The 18918-nt window shown below is 41.3% G+C and carries 11 protein-coding genes and 1 pseudogene; 3 read left to right on the top strand and 9 right to left on the bottom strand.

Annotation, left to right across the window (positions count from 1 at the left end):
- Window positions 1–7: 7 nt before the first annotated feature.
- Window positions 8–1483 (top strand): hypothetical protein, encoded by a 1476-nt coding sequence (locus HLH16_RS03600; protein WP_171528283.1) that lies wholly within the window; start codon window positions 8–10, stop codon window positions 1481–1483.
- A gap of 222 nt (window positions 1484–1705) precedes the next feature.
- Window positions 1706–2692 (top strand): annotated as a pseudogene (locus HLH16_RS03595) (hypothetical protein); the annotation flags it as partial.
- Window positions 2693–2783: 91 nt separating this feature from the next.
- On the opposite strand, the gene htpG reads toward HLH16_RS03595, so the two are convergent.
- From htpG to HLH16_RS03570, 5 genes are all read right to left on the bottom strand, one after another.
- Window positions 2784–4703: a molecular chaperone HtpG gene (gene htpG, locus HLH16_RS03590; RefSeq protein ID WP_171528281.1), complete on the bottom strand. Its 1920-nt coding sequence runs from the start codon at window positions 4701–4703 to the stop codon at window positions 2784–2786.
- Between the two features lie 93 nt (window positions 4704–4796).
- The gene (locus tag HLH16_RS03585) at window positions 4797–5141 is read right to left on the bottom strand and encodes a lysozyme inhibitor LprI family protein (protein ID WP_171528280.1); all 345 of its coding nucleotides are present in this window, start codon (window positions 5139–5141) and stop codon (window positions 4797–4799) included.
- A 166-nt stretch (window positions 5142–5307) separates the two neighbouring features.
- On the bottom strand, window positions 5308–5940 hold the full coding sequence (locus HLH16_RS03580) for an OmpW/AlkL family protein (protein ID WP_171528279.1): 633 nt from the start codon (window positions 5938–5940) through the stop codon (window positions 5308–5310).
- A gap of 318 nt (window positions 5941–6258) precedes the next feature.
- Window positions 6259–7626, bottom strand: coding sequence for a Na+/H+ antiporter family protein (locus HLH16_RS03575; protein WP_171528278.1), 1368 nt, complete (start codon window positions 7624–7626; stop codon window positions 6259–6261).
- A gap of 130 nt (window positions 7627–7756) precedes the next feature.
- Window positions 7757–8623 carry an alpha/beta fold hydrolase gene (locus HLH16_RS03570; RefSeq protein WP_171528277.1) on the bottom strand — a complete coding sequence of 289 codons (867 nt, stop codon included), beginning with the start codon at window positions 8621–8623 and terminating at the stop codon, window positions 7757–7759.
- A gap of 117 nt (window positions 8624–8740) precedes the next feature.
- Between HLH16_RS03570 and HLH16_RS03565 the strand changes: the two genes are divergently transcribed.
- A complete protein-coding gene (locus HLH16_RS03565) occupies window positions 8741–9229 on the top strand; it encodes a PaaI family thioesterase (RefSeq protein WP_171528276.1) in 489 nt (162 codons plus the stop codon).
- A gap of 47 nt (window positions 9230–9276) precedes the next feature.
- Here the strand turns inward: HLH16_RS03565 and HLH16_RS03560 are convergent, their stop codons facing one another.
- The 4 genes from HLH16_RS03560 to rpoB all read right to left on the bottom strand — a co-directional run bounded on the left by HLH16_RS03560 (window position 9277) and on the right by rpoB (window position 18902).
- The gene (locus HLH16_RS03560) at window positions 9277–9636 is read right to left on the bottom strand and encodes a YMGG-like glycine zipper-containing protein (protein ID WP_171528275.1); all 360 of its coding nucleotides are present in this window, start codon (window positions 9634–9636) and stop codon (window positions 9277–9279) included.
- Between the two features lie 139 nt (window positions 9637–9775).
- Window positions 9776–10315: a hypothetical protein gene (locus HLH16_RS03555; RefSeq protein WP_171528274.1), complete on the bottom strand. Its 540-nt coding sequence runs from the start codon at window positions 10313–10315 to the stop codon at window positions 9776–9778.
- A 165-nt stretch (window positions 10316–10480) separates the two neighbouring features.
- Window positions 10481–14671: a DNA-directed RNA polymerase subunit beta' gene (rpoC, locus tag HLH16_RS03550; RefSeq protein WP_131291166.1), complete on the bottom strand. Its 4191-nt coding sequence runs from the start codon at window positions 14669–14671 to the stop codon at window positions 10481–10483.
- Between the two features lie 142 nt (window positions 14672–14813).
- Window positions 14814–18902 (bottom strand): DNA-directed RNA polymerase subunit beta, encoded by a 4089-nt coding sequence (rpoB, locus tag HLH16_RS03545; RefSeq protein ID WP_171528273.1) that lies wholly within the window; start codon window positions 18900–18902, stop codon window positions 14814–14816.
- Window positions 18903–18918 lie beyond the last annotated feature (16 nt).

Raw genomic sequence — 18918 nt, 5'->3', positions numbered from 1 at the left:
TCAATTTATGAATGCCTTAGAAAAAGCTCTACTGATTAAAGAATTACATCATTTGCTAGATGATTTGGAACATCGCTCTTTATCTTTTTTTGAAATTGCAAAATCAAAATCACGTTTAATCGAAATTTTTCGCTTATGTGATGAGCCGATTTTTAAAAAACAAATTTTGAAATTTAAGTCTCAAACTCAACCTGAGCAAGCCGCAACAGATTTCGCGGATCAAACACTATTTAAACTTTCTTATCGTGGTCTTTTTCGACAGGATCGTATTTTACAACAAGCGCTATATCAAAATACTGAATCAGGTTGGGCCATTCTGTATCACCCTGCACAAGGTTGGCAAATCTGGTTAATTCCAGCGCCAAACCGCAGCGCATTGATCAGTCATTGGGGAGGTCTAGATGACATTTATCACTGGATGCTAGAACAGCAACAACACTATAGCTGCCTAAAAACGGATGATGAATTAAAACAAAAACCCGTTCTTTTAGACCAACCCATTGCTCCTACTTTAACCGAGACCGAGACAAACTTGAATCTGTCGATACCTGCCATACAACAACAAAATCAAATCAATGAGCCAAGTTTGATCAAGTCACAAGTTGATATTCCGTATGCTCATGAGCCTATGCCCCCGCTGGATTCAATAATACAGCCAGGTGATGCACAAATTATTCATGAACTGCCACAAAGATCAGAGGATGATCAACAGGCAATTCCTGCAATAACGGCTCAAGCTCCCCTTAGAGCTGAAAAACTTAGCAAAAAGGATTGTCCTCAAAGCGTAAAACTAGGCTCATATATCGCACATATTCATCCGCTGCATGAGGAAAATTCTTCTGCACAAGCGTTATATGTTCTAGAAATTCCAGGCCTTCCAGAAATTTCTCAATATCTCGATTTGCTCATACATGCTTCAGATTTACAAAATTGGCAACAACGCCCAATTTATCTGGCTGAACAAATCAATTCGCAAGGTTGTTTTATTAAATATTTAGCGTTGTTGGGTGCAGAGAACCAAGTACAAGCCATTCCTTTAATGAATGGCTTTACTGGGCAATCCCAACATCATATCGCTGCGATCAAAGAAATTCACTGGGAAGATCTTGCAGAGAATTTTACTGATTTTGAGGCTCTATTTTATAGCTATACACAAAAAGCGGCTTTAATTTGGACGGGTGAAAACTATATTCCTTTTATTCCTACACAGCTTTTTCAAACACAAAAATTTATTCAATTTGAGGAAAGTCCTGCTGACTTTAAAACACCGCTGCTTTTATTAAAAGACAGACAAAAAATTCGGGTTATTCATGGGCAAAAACGTTTAGGGCTGTCTCGTACTGAATCGGCTTATCCTTATTTTTTATTAGAACGTCAGCACGGGATAAGCTGGCAATTGATTCAGAATATTATTACCCAGCTGAAATCTCCGATCGACTGTTATCAACTATATAAGGCAATTCAAAAGCATATTTCAGATTAAGTTTTATTTTTTGTAGCCAAAGCTTGCTTTTTAGTGGCAATTTTTACAAGACTATCAAATGATCAGAAATATAAGAGCAAGGATATGCCAAAAAAGAAAATCACTTTATCGAAATCGCTGTTATTTATACTGGTCTCTGGGATCATGAGCGTCTCAAATGGATCTGAGACTTCAGAACAAGTCACTGATTCACCCCCGAGTTCATTATCGACTAAGAATGAAGACTATAATTTGCTTTATCAAATTCCAAATTGGATCGATGCGCTACCGACATTTTTACCACAACAATCGAATGAACCTATTGTTCCACCCATCTTGCAAACTGCTGATCAAACTTGGTTAGACCGCAACCAGCTTAAAGTTCGAAACTGGGCAGATAATACCTCACATAAAATTGACAATTGGTTCGGTAAAACAGATCCAGAAAAACCGGCATCGGCGACATTACGCGTAATCGTCGATAATAGTTGGAATAAACATGATGGTTATGAAATTAAACCGCGTATCCGCGGCAAAATTAAACTTCCAACTTTAAAGCGTAAAGCAAGTGTCGTTTTTGGGGATGATTCTTTAGATAATGAACTGGATAACAATGTTGCCATTACCGATGAGAATCCAGGCAATAACGATGATAAAACCATAGACCGGCAACGTACCCGTGAAAATAACAGTTCTTTTGCATTGCGTTGGTCAGATTTTTCTAAGCGCCTCCCTTTCGAAACTGATTTGGATTTGGGACTTCGTTCAGGAAATGATATTTATCTCCGCCTAAAAGCATCCAGGGATTGGACACTGGAGAATGATTTCAGTTTTCATGCTGAACAAATTTATCGCTATGGCATTGATAGTAAAAATTATTTAAGAACCAACTTTGAGCTCACTCATGCCCATCCTAATAAAACTATTCTTTCTAACCAGCTCAATCTCACTTATGCAGATGAGCAAGATGACGACTTAACTTGGGATAACAACCTGTTTAGACAACATCAATTTTTCCATGAAAATACCTTTAGTTATGGTATTTATACCGGTGGTTTTTTAAATAACAATGACTTACGTTTAAACAGCTGGGGACCCTTCGTTTCTTGGCGCCAACCTTTATGGCGTGAATGGTTTTATGTCCAAGGCAATTTAAATTATTTTAATAATCATCGGGATGATCGTAGTCATTTCATTGGTGCATCCGTGCGTTTGGAAGCATTGTTTTAATCTGCTTTGTGCATAACTGCTACTTGCCCACAGCTATAATATTCAATAAAAAACCTCCCGAAGGAGGTTTTTTGCTTAACGAGGAAAGGGCTTATTTCAACAACAAACTGTTAATACGTTTTACATATTCAGCCGGATCATCGGGTAAACCACCTTCTGCAATCACTGCCTGATCAAAGATCACATTAGCCAGATCATCAAACTGACTCGAGCCTTCCAGTTTTTTTACCAAAGGATGTTCTGGGTTAATTTCCAGAATCGGTTTGCTTTCTGGTACAGCCTGACCCGCTTGTTTTAACATACGAATCAATTGTGGAGAAAGCTCACCTTCACCCGTCACCAAACATGCAGGAGAATCGACCAAACGTGTGGTTACACGTACTTCTTTAGTTTTGGCTTTCAGTGATTCTGACAGTTTTTCAACCACTGGTTTAAATTGTTCAGTGGCAGTTTCAAGTGCTTTCTTCTCCTCCGCATCTTGCAGATCACCTAAGTCTACTGCACCTTTAGCCACGTTTTGCATAGGCGTACCATCAAACTCATTGACGAATTCCATCGCCCATTCATCCACACGGTCCGCCATCAATAGCACTTCAATGCCTTTTTTCTTGAACAGTTCCAGTTGTGGTGAGTTTTTCGCAGCACTTAGACTATCTGCAGTCACGTAATAAATGGCTTTTTGCCCTTCTTTCATTCGTGCTTTGTAATCTGCCAATGAAGTTGCAATCTCATCATTGGTCGAGGTAGAGAAACGTAATAATTTTAAAATACGTTCACGGTTACTAAAGTCTTCGCCCAAACCTTCTTTAATCACTGAACCAAATTCAGCATAGAATTGTTTGAATTTCTCTTGGTCTTTTTCATCTTCCGACTTCGCCAAGCTATCCAGCATGGTTAAAATACGACGGGTATTACCTTCGCGAATGGTTTTAACATCACGACTTTCCTGTAGCAGTTCACGGCTGACATTGAGTGGAAGATCAGCACTATCGACAACACCCTGTACAAAACGCAAATAATTTGGAATCAGGTTATCTGCTTCATCCATAATGAACACACGTTTTACATACAGCTTGATGCCCGCTTTCGCTTCGCGAGTAAAGATATTGTGAGGAGCTTTGCTTGGGACATACAGTAATTGGGTATATTCGGTACTACCTTCAACACGATTGTGTGCCCAAGCCAATGGTGCCTCAAAGTCGTGGCTTAAGTTCTTATAAAACTCTATGTATTGCTCGTCAGTGATCTCATTTTTATTTCGAGTCCAAAGTGCGCTTGCTGAGTTAATCGCTTCCCATTCATCTGTTTTGACCATCTGACCTGCTTTAGGTTCTTCACCTTCAGCCGCTTCTTCTTGCTGCCAAACTTCTTTTTGCATTTCAATCGGCAAACTAATGTGATCAGAATATTTATTGATGATTTGCTTAACTTTATAAGACTCTAAATACTCAAGTGCATTATCACGTAAATGCAAAATGATATCTGTTCCACGTGAAGCCTTGGTGATTTGTTCAACTTCAAAATCACCTGTGCCTTGACTGATCCAGCGTACGCCATCAGTAGCATCTGTAGCTGCATGACGGGATTCAACGGTAATTTTTTCAGCAACAATAAAGCCTGAATAGAAACCGACACCAAACTGACCAATCAATTGTGCATCGGCTTTCTGATCACCTGACAGTCTAGACATAAAATCTTTGGTACCAGACTTAGCAATAGTACCTAAATTATCAATGGCTTCTTGTTGAGTTAAACCAATCCCATTGTCTGAAATAGTGATGGTTTTATTGTCTTTATCTAGAGTGACACGAACATGTAGTTCAGGATCATTTTCATAATATTCTGGATGATTGATTCCTTCAAAACGCAACTTATCACATGCATCAGATGCATTCGAAATTAGTTCGCGTAAGAAAATTTCCGGATTTGAATAAAGTGAATGCGTCACCAAATGTAAAAGTTGGGCTACTTCCGCTTGGAAACTATGTTTTTGTGTACTTTGTTCGCTCATCAGTCACTCCTTAAATTCATTAAACACTTTTTATTGAATGCTTAATGAATGGAGTGACTTGAGAAATTTTCAATAGTAAGGAATAAATTTTTCTTAAAAAGGGCCTTGTTTATAAACACGATCCATATACAGATCCAGTTTTTGTTGGCGCATTTTATATACTTCGCTTAAACAACGGCTCGAGTTACCACATTGATCACGTAATTGTAGCCACTTTACCTGTTCATCCTGAATCATGCCACGTGTCCCCATAGGAACCAGGCGCTTAATAATATTATAAGTGGTTGCCATTTTCACATCGGCATCATTTACAGCACGATGCTCACAAATGGCATGTTCTGTTTGGGTTAGGGCATTATCACAATTGAAACTTGCAGCAAAAACAGACCCACTCAATAGGCTAAAAAAGACCACGCAGTATAAATTGAATAATTTCATGATTTGTTTTCTCTTTTTAGCTTATTGTATATAAAACCAACTTAAACAAAATCTTGATTATTAAATAGTATCAAAGTGCTCAATCTATGTGATTTATTGTAAGTTTTCCATTAAAAAACCCCATCTATAAAGATGAGGTTTCTTTGCGCTAATTTTTATTTTTATCTTAGAATTTGTAGCTATAACCGACTGTATAAACCCAAGGGTTTACTTCAAGCTCGCCAATTTTTGCACCATCTAATGTTAAATCAGTTTTTACATCAGCATAGCGCACATCTGCATAAACACCCCAGTTTTTCGCATCAGCTGGTTGGAAGTTAAAACCAACTTGCCCTGCTACACCATAGGCTACATCAGCATCCAGCTTACCTAAGCCAGCCGCATCATTTTTTAATTTTTCATCCCAAGGCACCACAACTGTCGCGCCCACACCTACGTACGGAGTAAAACGAGTTGAGTTCTTAAAGTTATACTTTGCGGTGATTGTAGGAGGTAAATGCTTAAAAGAAGCGGCTTCTGCAAATGGACCAATGTTCACATCATGTTTGAATGGCGCTGCCAATAGTAATTCAACAGAAAGAGGTGAATTATCAAAAATATATTCAATCGAAGGTGTGAAATTGACTTCATTGCTCACAACTGCTTTTTGATAACCTAAATTTTTAGATGTAAGGTCTAGTGTACCGTTATCATCATTTTGTGGAGCTAATGCTGAAGCACCTACTTTAACCTGCCACTGACCCGCCATTGCAGAAGCAGACATCCCCATTAATGCAATAAGAGCAACTTTTTTTAACATTTTAAATACCCCATGGAAGAATAATAACAACGATTTTCAAACATTAATTAATAATAAACACGAGACAAATTAATATGCAATAGTGATTAATTAATAACAATTATATTTATTTTTAAGCAATTGATAATATTAAGTATTTATTTTAAATAGACTAACTTGGTTGGTTTTAAATACCAACCAAGTTAATCAGGTTTATTATTGTATTCCGAGTATATTAATCAGGTTTATTATATTAAGCATTTAAAAGATTTATTTTAAATACATCTTTTAATATTATACATAAAATATAATCAAACTAAATTAAAATATTAGTTTAGATTAAAGAACCATTGCAGCAATCCATCCAAATACCAATAAAGGAATATTAAAATGGATAAAGGTAGGAACCACACTGTCTTTCATATGGTCATGTTGTCCATCCATATTTAAACCGGACGTTGGTCCTAAAGTTGAATCAGAGGCTGGAGAACCCGCATCGCCCAAAGCTGCGGCGGTACCAATAATCGCAATGGTTGCAGCGGGACTAAAGCCAAATTGAATACATAAAGGCACATAGATAATGGCCAAAATCGGCACCGTAGAGAACGATGAACCAATCCCTAAAGTAATCAGCAAACCGACCAGCAACATTAAAAATGCAGCCAGACCTTTACTGTTACCAATCCAATCAACAGATGCATTGACCAAAGCAGGAACTTGATTGGTGGCCTCAATGACGGATGCAAAACCTTGTGCGGCAATCATAATAAAACCGACCAATGCCATCATTCGCATACCGGTAATAATCACATCATCCGCTTCTTTCCACTTAAAAATACCCGCGCAGCTTAAAATTGCGACACCCACCAAACCGGCAAGAATCATCGAATCTGAATAAAGCTGTACAGCCAAGGTCGCAATGACTGCAAAAGCGGCCATTATCAAGGTGAATTTTGCAATTTGTGGCTTAGCATTCGCATCGGTAACAACCTCACCGGAAATACTATGATGACTTGCCTCAAGCTGAATTTCTTTATAAATTCGTGGTTTACGATAGCTATAAAAGACCGCAATCAATAGTCCCACGAACATGCCAAAAACGGGAATAGCCATTGCAGATGGAATTTGATCGTAGCTAATTTCAAAACCGTAAGGCTTACCAAAAGTATTGATGTTTTGCCCTAAAATATCATTCAGGAAAATGGCACCAAATCCGACCGGAACCAGCATATAGGTGGCGCATAAACCAAAAGTTAATAAACAGGCCACAGCGCGGCGGTCTAAATTTAAATGGTTAAAGACACTTAACAAAGGTGGAATCAAAACCGGGATAAAAGCAATATGAACAGGGATCAGGTTTTGCGAAGACACTGCAGCAGCGACAATCGTAAAGAAAATTAAATATTTAACTTTATTTTGCGATTGAACATTGGCATCCCCTTTTAAGGTGGAAATCAGTTTATAAGCCAATAAATCCGGCAAACCCGACCGTGCTAAAGCAAGTGCAAATGCACCTAAAATACCATAGGCTAAGGCAATTTTAGCCCCGCCACCTAGGCCATTATTAAATGCATCTAAAGTTCCTTGTAGACCTAAACCGGCCAATAAACCACCGGCAACAGCACCGATCACCAATGCAAATACCACAGGCACACGAGCTAATGAGAGTCCGAACATGACTCCGATAGCGGCAATAATTGCGAACATAATCAATTGAGAGGAAGATGAAAAGCCGATATTTTAGCAGATCCAACTCATTGAAACTGTAAATTGATGGCTTTTATCCACCATCAACTTTTTCATTTAAATTCATGTAATTAAATACAAGTAAATGAATTTAAATCTGTTCCAAAGCAAAGCTCCGGATATAATCTGCGACCAATTTGGATTGGCTTAATAGTGCCCAATGATTGGCATCGACATCTACACGCTGAAAATTTTCAGCCCATTTGGGCATTTCATCAATCAGTTCAGGACTGACAAAATTGTCGCGTTTCAGCACAATTGCTTGCACGGGGCAGACTGCAAAACGCTGACGTGGCTGAATTAAGCGTGGCAGAAAATTGGCACGATACAGCCCGATTCCATGTTTCCCGTCTGATGCAATATGGGGATTTAAAGGCAAGTTTTTTTTGTGCTCTAACTTTTCAAGCACTTTGCCCCATTTTTCAGGACTGAAAAAATTCCATACTGTAGGTGCCAGCAAAGGCAGTTGAAATACTGCGATATACCAAGACTTAGTCAGTTGCTGAAAGAACTTGCCCTTGTCTTGTTTAAACTGATTACGCATCCAAAATGCAGCGTGGTCTAAACATGGCCCTGAAATCGTACTATAAGATAAAATTCGTGCTTTAAATTTAACTTCGGTGACCGATTCCCAAGACTGAATAGAACCCCAATCATGTGCTGCCAAATGGAAAGGCCGAACCTTTAATACAGCATTGACTACACTTTCTAAATCTAACGATAACTGTTCTAAGCGATAGTCACGGATACGTGCTGGAATGGAGGACTGCCCTGCTCCGCGTACATCATAAGTGACAATATAAAAATCCTGGATAAGTTCCTGAATAACCGGCTCCCATACTTCCTGATTATCAGGATAACCGTGCACCAAGACTAAAGCCGGTTTTTCCTCATTCCCCCACGTTTTCACGTAGAGATGCTGTTGACCTCGGGTCGTTACCCATTGGGTTTTCTGCATAAGCCTTTCTCATTTTTTTATTGACTATTTATCTTGATGATTGGGCAACCTGATCAATGTCCCAATTTTAATTCTGCTCTAGTATGGTCGGGCTAGCCATAAAAAAAATTGACCTCTATGAGCCTTTTAAAAAAACTACAGACAATACCTGCGATCTCTAAATTTATGATCAATCGCTACGCACCTTACCGTGGTGCAGGTATTGAGATCGAAAAAATGGATCTGGTAAATTATCACATTCGCGTGAAAATGCCTTTAACGCGTAAAAATCAAAATGTGGTTGGGGTGCATTTTGGAGGAAGCTTGTACTCCATGGTCGATCCGTTTTTTATGCTTTTACTGCTGCATCATCTCGGATCAAAATATATCGTATGGGATAAATCGGCTCACATTAATTTTCTCTCGCCAGGACGCAACACCGTCTATGCCGATATTCGCCTAGATGCCGTGGAAATAGCCCATATTAAAGAGCTTACTGATAATTACGCGCCTGTATATCGTAAATATACAGTCAATGTTTTTGATGATGCAGGCATCCGCATTGCAGAAGTTGAAAAAACCGTCTATATCCGTAGAAAAAATCCCAAACCCGCCACTCGACAATAAAAAAGCGCTTGATCAACAAGCGCTTTTACTTCAATTAAGACGTTGAATTAACGTTTTTTCTGTTCTATGGCAGCTCCAGCACCGCCACCAATTGCGCCACCAATCGCAGCACCGGCATTACCACCAATCACGCTCTTACCGACTGCAGAACCAATGGCACCGCCTACACCACTATAAACTGCATTACGGTTAGAACCGCCTTGGGTTTTACTACCGACCGCTGCGCCTGCACCACCACCGACTGCTGCACCAATGCCACCGCCGACTGTATTACCTACACCGCCACCAACCGCACCACCCAGTGCTGCTGCGCCGATTCGCTGTTCCCTTGGCGACATACTGTCACAACCCGCCAACATAAAAGTGGACATGGTCACAACTGCCATTACGCTCATTAACTTTTTCATGGGATTTCCCCCTGTTCTCACTCTTCTTAGATTAAGCTTAATTTATGGAGAGTAATAAAAGGAAAATGTTACCCATTACAGCTAAAATGCAGCATTTTGTAAAAGTCATGAAACATTTCACAGTTTTTCTAACTTAAGTTTATTCATCTTCACTCAGTACCACAATATCGCGTGTGGTTACACCATTTTCAGTCAAAACTGCATGTGACGTTTTAGTGTTACTGTCCAGATTTTTTTCCTGATCCAGCTTTAAGGTCCGATGAATAGGCTCTTGTCCTTGCTTAAACTCGACACCTTCAGCATCAATTTTTTTGGTTTGTGAAAGTACTTTGCCTTCTTGCTTGATCGTCGTGTTCAATTCAATTTTTGATGTTGGAACAATGACACTGCCTTTTTGAATCACAGGAATAGAAAGCTTTTTTTCAGAAAATTGCGTTTGCTTATCTTCTAAATGTACTTCACGTGCAACAATATCCTTCCCTTTATTGGTCACTTCAAAAATTGTGGCATCGACACTACGCTTCGGTTCTTGTCCGGCAACTCGACGAATCACTTCAGTCTTTAAGATCGGAACGACGGCTTTATCTTCTACCACAATACTATTTGGCATGGGTGCAGCAATGGCTGCAACTGAAGCAGATAAAAGTGAAAGTGCTAAAAAGTGCTGTGTCAGTTTCATAAGTTTGCCCCGTTATGTTTTTAAGTGTCTAAATAAAATGAAAGTTTTTATGTGTTCTGTTTTTAATATAGGAAATTATAGGACTTGAGGAAAGCGTTAATTTTCATTTATTTGAGACAAAAAAAGACGCCCGAAGGCGCCCTTTTTCAGTCATTTAATTAAGAATTAAAATTCTTGGTTAAATGCTTGGCTTAAAGCTTGGTCTACATCAGAGAAGTCATTAACAAGCTCATGCTCTGCAGCTTCAGCTTCTTGACGACGACGTTCTAAATGATACGCAAGACCAGTACCTGCAGGAATCAAACGACCCACAACTACGTTCTCTTTCAGACCGCGTAAATCATCTTCTTTACCTGTTACAGCAGCTTCAGTTAACACACGAGTTGTTTCCTGGAACGATGCAGCAGAAATGAACGAGTCAGTAGAAAGCGATGCTTTAGTAATACCCATCAATTGACGTTCATACTTCGCAGGGAACTTGTTCTGAGCAAGTACAGCTTGGTTTTCAGCAACCATGCGGATGTAATCCACTTGTTCGCCTTTAATGAAGCTAGTATCACCACCATCAGTGATTTCAACTTTACGCAACATTTGACGAACAATAACTTCAATGTGTTTGTCGTTGATTTTTACACCTTGCAGACGGTAAACGTCCTGAACTTCGTTCACGATGTAGTTAGTCAACGCCACTTCACCTTTCAGACGTAAGATGTCATGCGGGTTTTGTGGACCGTCAGAAACTGTTTCACCACGGTTTACATGTTCGCCTTCGTACACGTTAATGGTACGCCATTTCGGAATCAACTCTTCATAAATTTCAGAGCCGTCGTCTGGAGTAATCACTAAACGGTTTTTACCTTTGGTCTCTTTACCGAAGCTTACAACACCTGAAATTTCAGCCAGGATCGCATGTTCTTTCGGTTTACGTGCTTCGAACAAGTCAGCTACACGCGGCAGACCACCTGTAATATCACGAGTACGTGAAGTTTCTTGTGGTACACGACCAATAACGTCACCCACACCGATTGTTTCGCCATCACGGACAGAAAGAATCGTGTTTTGTGGCAAGAAGTAGAACTGTTCACCACCATCCACTGTATCTAGCACAACAGCAGGACGTAGATCTTTACCTGACGCAGGACGTGAAGTCACTGGCAAGATTTCGATCGTGGTCATACCTGTTGCATCATCAGTTTTCGATGTCACAGTTACGCCATCAGCGATTTGGCTGAAACGTACTTTACCTGCAACTTCGGTAACAAGTGGATGCGTATGCGGATCCCAAGTTGCAACGATACCGCCAGCTGCTACAGCTTCACCATCTTTCAGTACGATAGACGCACCGTATGGAATTTTGTAGCGTTCGCGTTCACGACCTAAGTCATCCGCAATACCGATTTCACCTGAACGAGAAGTCGATACCAAGTGACCTTTGGCATGTTGTACAGTTTTCACGTTATGGAAACGTACAGTACCTTTGTTACGCACTTGAACACTGTTTGCAGCAGAAGTTCGGCTTGCAGCACCACCCACGTGGAATGTACGCATGGTTAACTGGGTACCCGGTTCACCAATTGATTGTGCAGCCATAACACCTACAGACTCACCAGGATTTACCTGATGACCACGTGCAAGGTCACGACCATAACATTTCGCACATACACCGAAAGTGGATTCACAAGAAACTACTGAACGTACTTTAACTTCGTCGACACCCGCTTCTTCAATGAAGGCAGCAAGTTTTTCGTCAATAAGCGTATTACGTGGAAGAATGACTTCGTCAGAACCAGCACGTTTCACATCTTCAGCAACCACACGACCCAATACTCGAGCACCAAGGTTCTCGATGACATCACCACCCTGAATGAATGGAGTCATTACAAGACCGCTTAAAGTACCGCAATCAGGTTCAGTAATAACCAAATCCTGCGCTACGTCTACCAGACGACGAGTCAAGTAACCAGAGTTCGCTGTTTTAAGTGCTGTATCGGCCAAACCTTTACGCGCACCGTGTGTTGAAATGAAGTACTGAAGTACGGTCAAACCTTCACGGAAGTTTGCTTTAATCGGGGTTTCAATGATCGAACCATCCGGTTTCGCCATCAAACCACGCATACCTGCAAGCTGACGAATCTGAGCTGCCGAACCACGGGCACCAGAGTCAGACATCATGTAGATACTGTTGAATGATTTTTGCTTCTCGTCTTCACCCTGTTTGTTTTTAACAGTGGTGAAAGACAAGTTGTCCATCATCGCTTTCGCGACTTGGTCATTGGTACGCGCCCAAATATCGACTACTTTGTTATAACGTTCACCAGCAGTTACGAAACCTTGCTCGAACTGTTGTTCAATTTCACGAACTTCAGTTTCTGCTTTCTCAATAATTGAGTATTTCGCAGGCGGGATCAACATGTCTTCCATACCCACCGACACACCAGAGCGAGTCGCTTGACGGAAGCCCAAGTACATCAATTGGTCAGCAAAGATAACTGTATCTTTCAGACCCAATTTACGGTAGCAAGAGTTGATTAACTTCGAGATGTTCTTTTTGGTCATCTCAAGGTTAATTTGCTGGAAGTCCATCCCTTCAGGAACAACTTCCCAAAGTAAGCAACGACCAGGTGTTGTATCAACAATAATGGTTTGTTGTTCACGGTTACCATCTTCATCGATCACAGTTTGGTATACACGTGCTTTCACGCGAGCGTGTAGATCAACTTGACCGGTAGCCAATGCGCGGTTTACTTCATCAGTATCCGCAAACACCATGCCTTCACCTTTGGCATTGATTGCATCACGCGTGATGTAATACAAGCCCAAGACAACGTCCTGAGATGGTACGATGATTGGTTCACCGTTCGCTGGAGACAAGATGTTGTTTGTAGACATCATTAACGCACGAGCTTCTAACTGAGCTTCGAGTGTTAATGGAACGTGTACCGCCATTTGGTCACCGTCGAAGTCGGCGTTGAACGCAGCACATACGAGCGGGTGAAGACGGATCGCTTTACCTTCAATCAGGGTCGGTTCAAATGCTTGAAGACCCAAACGGTGAAGTGTTGGCGCACGGTTCAACATCACTGGATGTTGACGAATCACGTGAGCAAGAACGTCCCAAACTTCTGGCGTTTCGCGTTCAACCATTTTCTTCGCAGCTTTAATGGTTGTCGCTTGACCAGAGGCTTGTAGTTTCGCAAAGATAAATGGTTTGAATAATTCAAGTGCCATTTTCTTAGGAAGACCACATTGGTGCAAACGTAAAGTCGGGCCTACTGTAATAACCGAACGACCTGAATAATCGACACGTTTACCCAATAAGTTTTGACGGAAACGACCTTGTTTACCTTTGATCATGTCTGCCAAAGATTTAAGAGGACGTTTGTTTGAACCGGTGATTGCGCGACCACGACGACCGTTATCAAGCAATGCATCAACAGACTCTTGCAACATACGTTTTTCGTTACGCACGATGATGTCTGGAGCTGAAAGGTCAAGAAGACGTTTCAAACGGTTGTTACGGTTGATCACACGACGGTAAAGATCATTCAAGTCAGAAGTCGCGAAACGACCGCCTTCTAGAGGAACTAAAGGACGAAGATCTGGTGGAAGTACTGGAAGTACAGTCAACACCATCCATTCAGGCTTGTTGTTCGAATCGTTGAACGCTTCCATCAACTTCAAACGTTTAGAAGCTTTCTTAAGCTTCGTTTCTGAAGTTGTTTGTGGAATTTCTTCACGAAGACGCGCAATTTCAGCTTCAAGATCGATGTCTTTCAACAAATCCTGAATCGCTTCAGCACCCATTTTCGCGCTGAATTCATCACCGTGTTCTTCTAACGCTGTGAAGTATTCTTCATCGTTAAGAAGTTGGTATTTCTCCATTGGAGTCATACCTGGATCTGTTACAACGTAAGATTCGAAATACAATACACGTTCGATATCACGTAAAGTCATGTCTAAAAGAAGACCGATACGGGATGGTAATGATTTCAAGAACCAGATGTGCGCAACTGGTGAAGCAAGGTCAATATGACCCATACGTTCACGACGTACTTTCGCAGTTGTTACTTCAACGCCACATTTTTCACAAATGACGCCTTTGTATTTCATACGCTTGTATTTACCACACAAGCATTCGTAATCTTTTACTGGACCAAAGATTTTGGCACAGAATAAACCATCACGTTCTGGTTTGAACGTACGATAGTTAATGGTTTCTGGCTTTTTAACTTCACCGTGAGACCATGACTTAATCATTTCTGGTGACGCAAGACCAATACGGATGCGATCAAACTCTACAGGAGCATGACCGTCTGAATCCGTCTTTTTGCGCATGATATCGAGCAAGTCTTTCAATTTTTTTCTCCGTGTGTCGGGAAGATTTTCACTTTCTCGACTGGGTCACAAATATTGTTTTTTAACTGAGAAATCCCCCTTGCCCCTCTTTAAATCAAGAGGTGAGAAGCACTGCTTCGCAAGGGAGATTCAATGGAACTAATTAGTCACCATTTTTCAGTTCAATGTTGATACCTAAAGAACGGATCTCTTTGGTCAATACGTTGAACGATTCAGGCATGCCCGGATCCATATAATGGTTACCATCTACAATGTTTTTGTAGATACGGGTACGACCTTCAACGTCATCCGACTTCACTGTAAGCATTTCTTGCAGTGTATAAGCCGCGCCGTATGCTTCTAGTGCCCAGACCTCCATCTCACCGAAACGCTGACCACCGAATTGAGCTTTACCACCCAATGGCTGTTGCGTAACAAGCGAGTAAGAACCGGTAGAACGCGCATGCATCTTGTCATCAACCAAGTGATTCAGTTTCAACATGTACATGTAACCTACAGTTACAGGACGGTCAAAACGTTCACCGGTACGTCCGTCAAACAATACGGTTTGACCTGTACGTGGAATGTCTGCAAGTTCAAGCAACTCTTTGATTTGGCTTTCATCAGCACCATCAAATACAGGCGTTGCTAAAGGAATACCTTTACGCAAGTTTTTAGAAAGTGCCAAGATTTCATCATCAGTCAGGCTATCAAGATCTTCTTGCTCGCCACCAACTTTGTTATAAATCTTGTCTAAGAAGATACGCAGTTCAGCAATAGTACGCTGTTCTTGCAGCATCTTGTCGATTTTATCGCCAAGACCTTTTGCAGCCATACCCAAGTGAGTTTCAAGAATCTGACCCACGTTCATACGTGAAGGTACACCCAGTGGGTTCAACACGATATCAACAGGTACACCGTTGGCATCATGCGGCATGTCTTCTACTGGCAAGATGTTTGATACAACACCTTTGTTACCATGACGACCCGCCATTTTATCACCCGGTTGGATGCGACGTTTTACAGCCAAGTAAACTTTAACAACTTTCAATACGCCAGTGGTCAGTTCATCACCTGTAGAAAGTTTGCGTTTTTTCTCTGCAAATTTCTCGTCAATCTCGATGCTCTTCTCTTTCAAGAACACTTGAATTTGAGTTAGGCGTTCAGCAATGCCTTCATCAACAGGTTGAATTTCAAGTAGATCAACAAGCTCTAAACCAGCTAACACATCTTCTGAAAGTTTGTCACCGCGTTTAGTGGTACCACCACCATTCGACTCTTGACCTTTCAACAAGCGAATAATACGTTCGCGTGCTGCTTCTTCAAAGATTTTAAACTCTTCTTTCAAGTCTTTACGGTAAGCATCCAATTGCGCTTTTTCAATTGCTTGAGCACGTTCGTCTTTTTCAAGACCGTCACGTGTAAACACTTGAACGTCAATGACTGTACCTTTAACGCCTGAAGACACGCGTAATGATGAGTCTTTAACATCAGCTGCTTTTTCACCGAAGATTGCGCGAAGCAATTTTTCTTCCGGTGTTAACTGGGTTTCGCCTTTTGGTGTAACTTTACCAACAAGGATGTCACCGGCAGTCACTTCAGCACCGATATAAACGATACCTGATTCATCTAATTTAGACAGTGCAGCTTCACCCACGTTAGGAATATCGGCAGTAATTTCTTCTGCACCTAACTTGGTATCACGAGCAACACATGATAATTCTTGAATATGAATCGAAGTCAAACGGTCTTCTTGAAGAACACGTTCAGATAACAAGATCGAGTCTTCGTAGTTGTAACCGTTCCAGGTCATGAACGCTACGCGCATGTTTTGACCAAGCGCCAATTCACCACCGTCAGTCGATGGACCATCGGCCAATACGTCGCCACGACCCACTTTATCACCAATGTTCACAAGAACTTTTTGGTTAATACAAGTGTTTTGGTTCGAACGTGTATATTTGATCAGGTTGTAGATATCTACACCTGCTTCACCAGCGATCATTTCTTCTTCGTTGACACGAATAACGACACGCGACGCATCAACAAACTCGATACGACCACCACGTTTAGCAAGAACACATACACCAGAGTCATGCGCTACGTTTGCTTCCATACCGGTACCGACAAGTGGCTTGTCAGCAATCAGCGTAGGAACAGCCTGACGTTGCATGTTTGAACCCATCAACGCACGGTTGGCGTCATCGTGTTCAAGGAATGGAATAAGGGATGCCGCAACAGATACAACCTGCTGTGCAGATACGTCCATATGCGTTACTTTTTCAGGCGGCATACGTACAAAGTCACCTTGGTGACGTACAGATACGAATTCTTCTGTCAAGTTACCGTCTTTATCTACACCAGAATCGGCCTGTGCAATCACAGTACCTACTTCTTCAATTGCAGACAGGTATTCAACTTCGTCTGTTACGCGACCATCAACAACTTTGCGGTATGGTGTTTCCAAGAAACCAAAGTTATTACATTTTGCATAAACAGAAAGCGAGTTGATCAAACCAATGTTTGGTCCCTCAGGAGTCTCAATTGGACATACACGACCGTAATGCGTTTGATGTACGTCACGTACTTCAAAGCCCGCACGTTCACGCGTCAAACCGCCGGGTCCAAGTGCTGATACACGACGTTTGTGTGTAATTTCAGACAATGGGTTATTTTGATCCATGAACTGAGACAACTGGCTTGAACCAAAGAATTCTTTGATTGCAGCAGCAACTGGTTTCGCATTGATTAAATCTTGCGGAGACAAATTGTCTGTTTCAGCCTGGCTTAAACGCTCTTTAACAGCACGTTCTACACGAACCAAACCAACACGGAATTGGTTTTCTGTCATTTCACCTACTGAACGTACGCGACGGTTACCCAAGTGATCGATATCGTCGACTTCACCTTTACCGTTACGAATTTCAACAAGTGTTTTTAATACATCTGTAATATCTTCGTTTGAAAGAATACCTTCAACTTCACGAGACTTCTGATCAGTACCGACTTCGTAAGGACGACCCAAACGACGGTTGAACTTCATACGTCCGACTGGAGACAAGTCATAACGTTCAGAAGAGAAGAACAAGTTGTTGAATAAGTTTTCAGCGGCTTCTTTTGTTGGTGGCTCACCTGGACGCATTACTTTGTAGATTTCTACAAGTGCTTCTTCACGACCAGAAGTCGTATCTGCACGTAAAGAGTCCGCAACAAAAGAACCACGGTCGATGTCATTCGTGAATAGAATATTGAACTGCTTAACGCCACCTTCTGCAATCTTCACCATGATCTCATGGCTCAATACTGTGTTTGCAGCAATGACATCGCCATCTTTTAATGCGATATCTTCAGCAGTGATGCGTTCGTACAAGTACTCATCAGGAACAGGAAGCTTGGTTAAGCCAGATGCTTCCATTTGACGTACATGACGTGCATTAATACGTTTACCTTGTTCAACAATCACTTTGCCGTCAGCATCAGCAATGTCGAATTGAGCCATTTCACCGCGCAGGCGTTCAGGCACAAGGTCAATTTGATAACTACCCATGTCAAGATACACAGGTACTTTTTCGTAGAACATGTCTAGGACTTGTTCGTTGCTATAACCTAATGCACGTAGAACCACAGTCGCAAGCAATTTACGACGACGGTCAATACGTACAAACACAAGGTCTTTGGCATCGAATTCAAAGTCTAACCATGAACCACGATAAGGAATGATACGTGCTGAATAAAGAACTTTACCGCTAGAGTGAGTTTTGCCTTTATCGTGGTCAAAGAATACACCTGGTGAACGATGTAATTGAGACACAATTACACGCTCAGTACCATTGATGACAAAGGTACCATTTTCGGTCATGAGCGGCATTTCACCCATGTACACTTCTTGTTCACGTACGTCTTTAATTGATTTAGTTTCGCGATCTTTGATGATCAAACGAATTTTTACGCGCATTGGTGCTGCATAAGTCGAACCACGTAAAATACATTCACGCACATCAAACTCAGGCTTACCAAGACTATACTCAACAAATTCTAAAGCAGCATTGCCAGAATAACTTTCAATAGGAAAAACTGAACGAAATGCGGCTTGGAGACCGATATCTTCGCGGTTTTTTGGAGTTTTGCCATCTTGTAGGAATGTTCTGTACGAGTCGACTTGAATCGAAAGCAAGTACGGAGCATCCATGACGCTAGGCAATTTACCAAAATTCTTACGGATCCGTTTCTTTTCGGTATATGAGTATGCCATCTGGAGTCCTCGGAAA

Origin of the sequence: Acinetobacter sp. ANC 5378, assembly GCF_013004315.1 — a bacterium.
Taxonomy (GTDB): Bacteria; Pseudomonadota; Gammaproteobacteria; order Pseudomonadales; family Moraxellaceae; genus Acinetobacter.
The sequence above is the reverse complement of the archived record's forward strand: the minus strand, read 5'-3'. Positions and strand labels throughout refer to the sequence as shown.

What these genes read in the sequence shown, in the direction of transcription:
- HLH16_RS03600 (WP_171528283.1), top strand. Translation starts at nt 8, where the DNA reads ATGAATGCCTTAGAAAAAGCTCTACTGATTAAAGAATTACATCATTTG.
- HLH16_RS03565 (WP_171528276.1), top strand. Translation starts at nt 8,741, where the DNA reads ATGAGCCTTTTAAAAAAACTACAGACAATACCTGCGATCTCTAAATTT.
- HLH16_RS03570 (WP_171528277.1), bottom strand. Translation starts at nt 8,623, where the DNA reads ATGCAGAAAACCCAATGGGTAACGACCCGAGGTCAACAGCATCTCTAC.
- HLH16_RS03585 (WP_171528280.1), bottom strand. Translation starts at nt 5,141, where the DNA reads ATGAAATTATTCAATTTATACTGCGTGGTCTTTTTTAGCCTATTGAGT.
- rpoB (WP_171528273.1), bottom strand. Translation starts at nt 18,902, where the DNA reads ATGGCATACTCATATACCGAAAAGAAACGGATCCGTAAGAATTTTGGT.
- HLH16_RS03555 (WP_171528274.1), bottom strand. Translation starts at nt 10,315, where the DNA reads ATGAAACTGACACAGCACTTTTTAGCACTTTCACTTTTATCTGCTTCA.
- HLH16_RS03560 (WP_171528275.1), bottom strand. Translation starts at nt 9,636, where the DNA reads ATGAAAAAGTTAATGAGCGTAATGGCAGTTGTGACCATGTCCACTTTT.
- HLH16_RS03575 (WP_171528278.1), bottom strand. Translation starts at nt 7,626, where the DNA reads ATGTTCGCAATTATTGCCGCTATCGGAGTCATGTTCGGACTCTCATTA.
- HLH16_RS03580 (WP_171528279.1), bottom strand. Translation starts at nt 5,940, where the DNA reads ATGTTAAAAAAAGTTGCTCTTATTGCATTAATGGGGATGTCTGCTTCT.
- htpG (WP_171528281.1), bottom strand. Translation starts at nt 4,703, where the DNA reads ATGAGCGAACAAAGTACACAAAAACATAGTTTCCAAGCGGAAGTAGCC.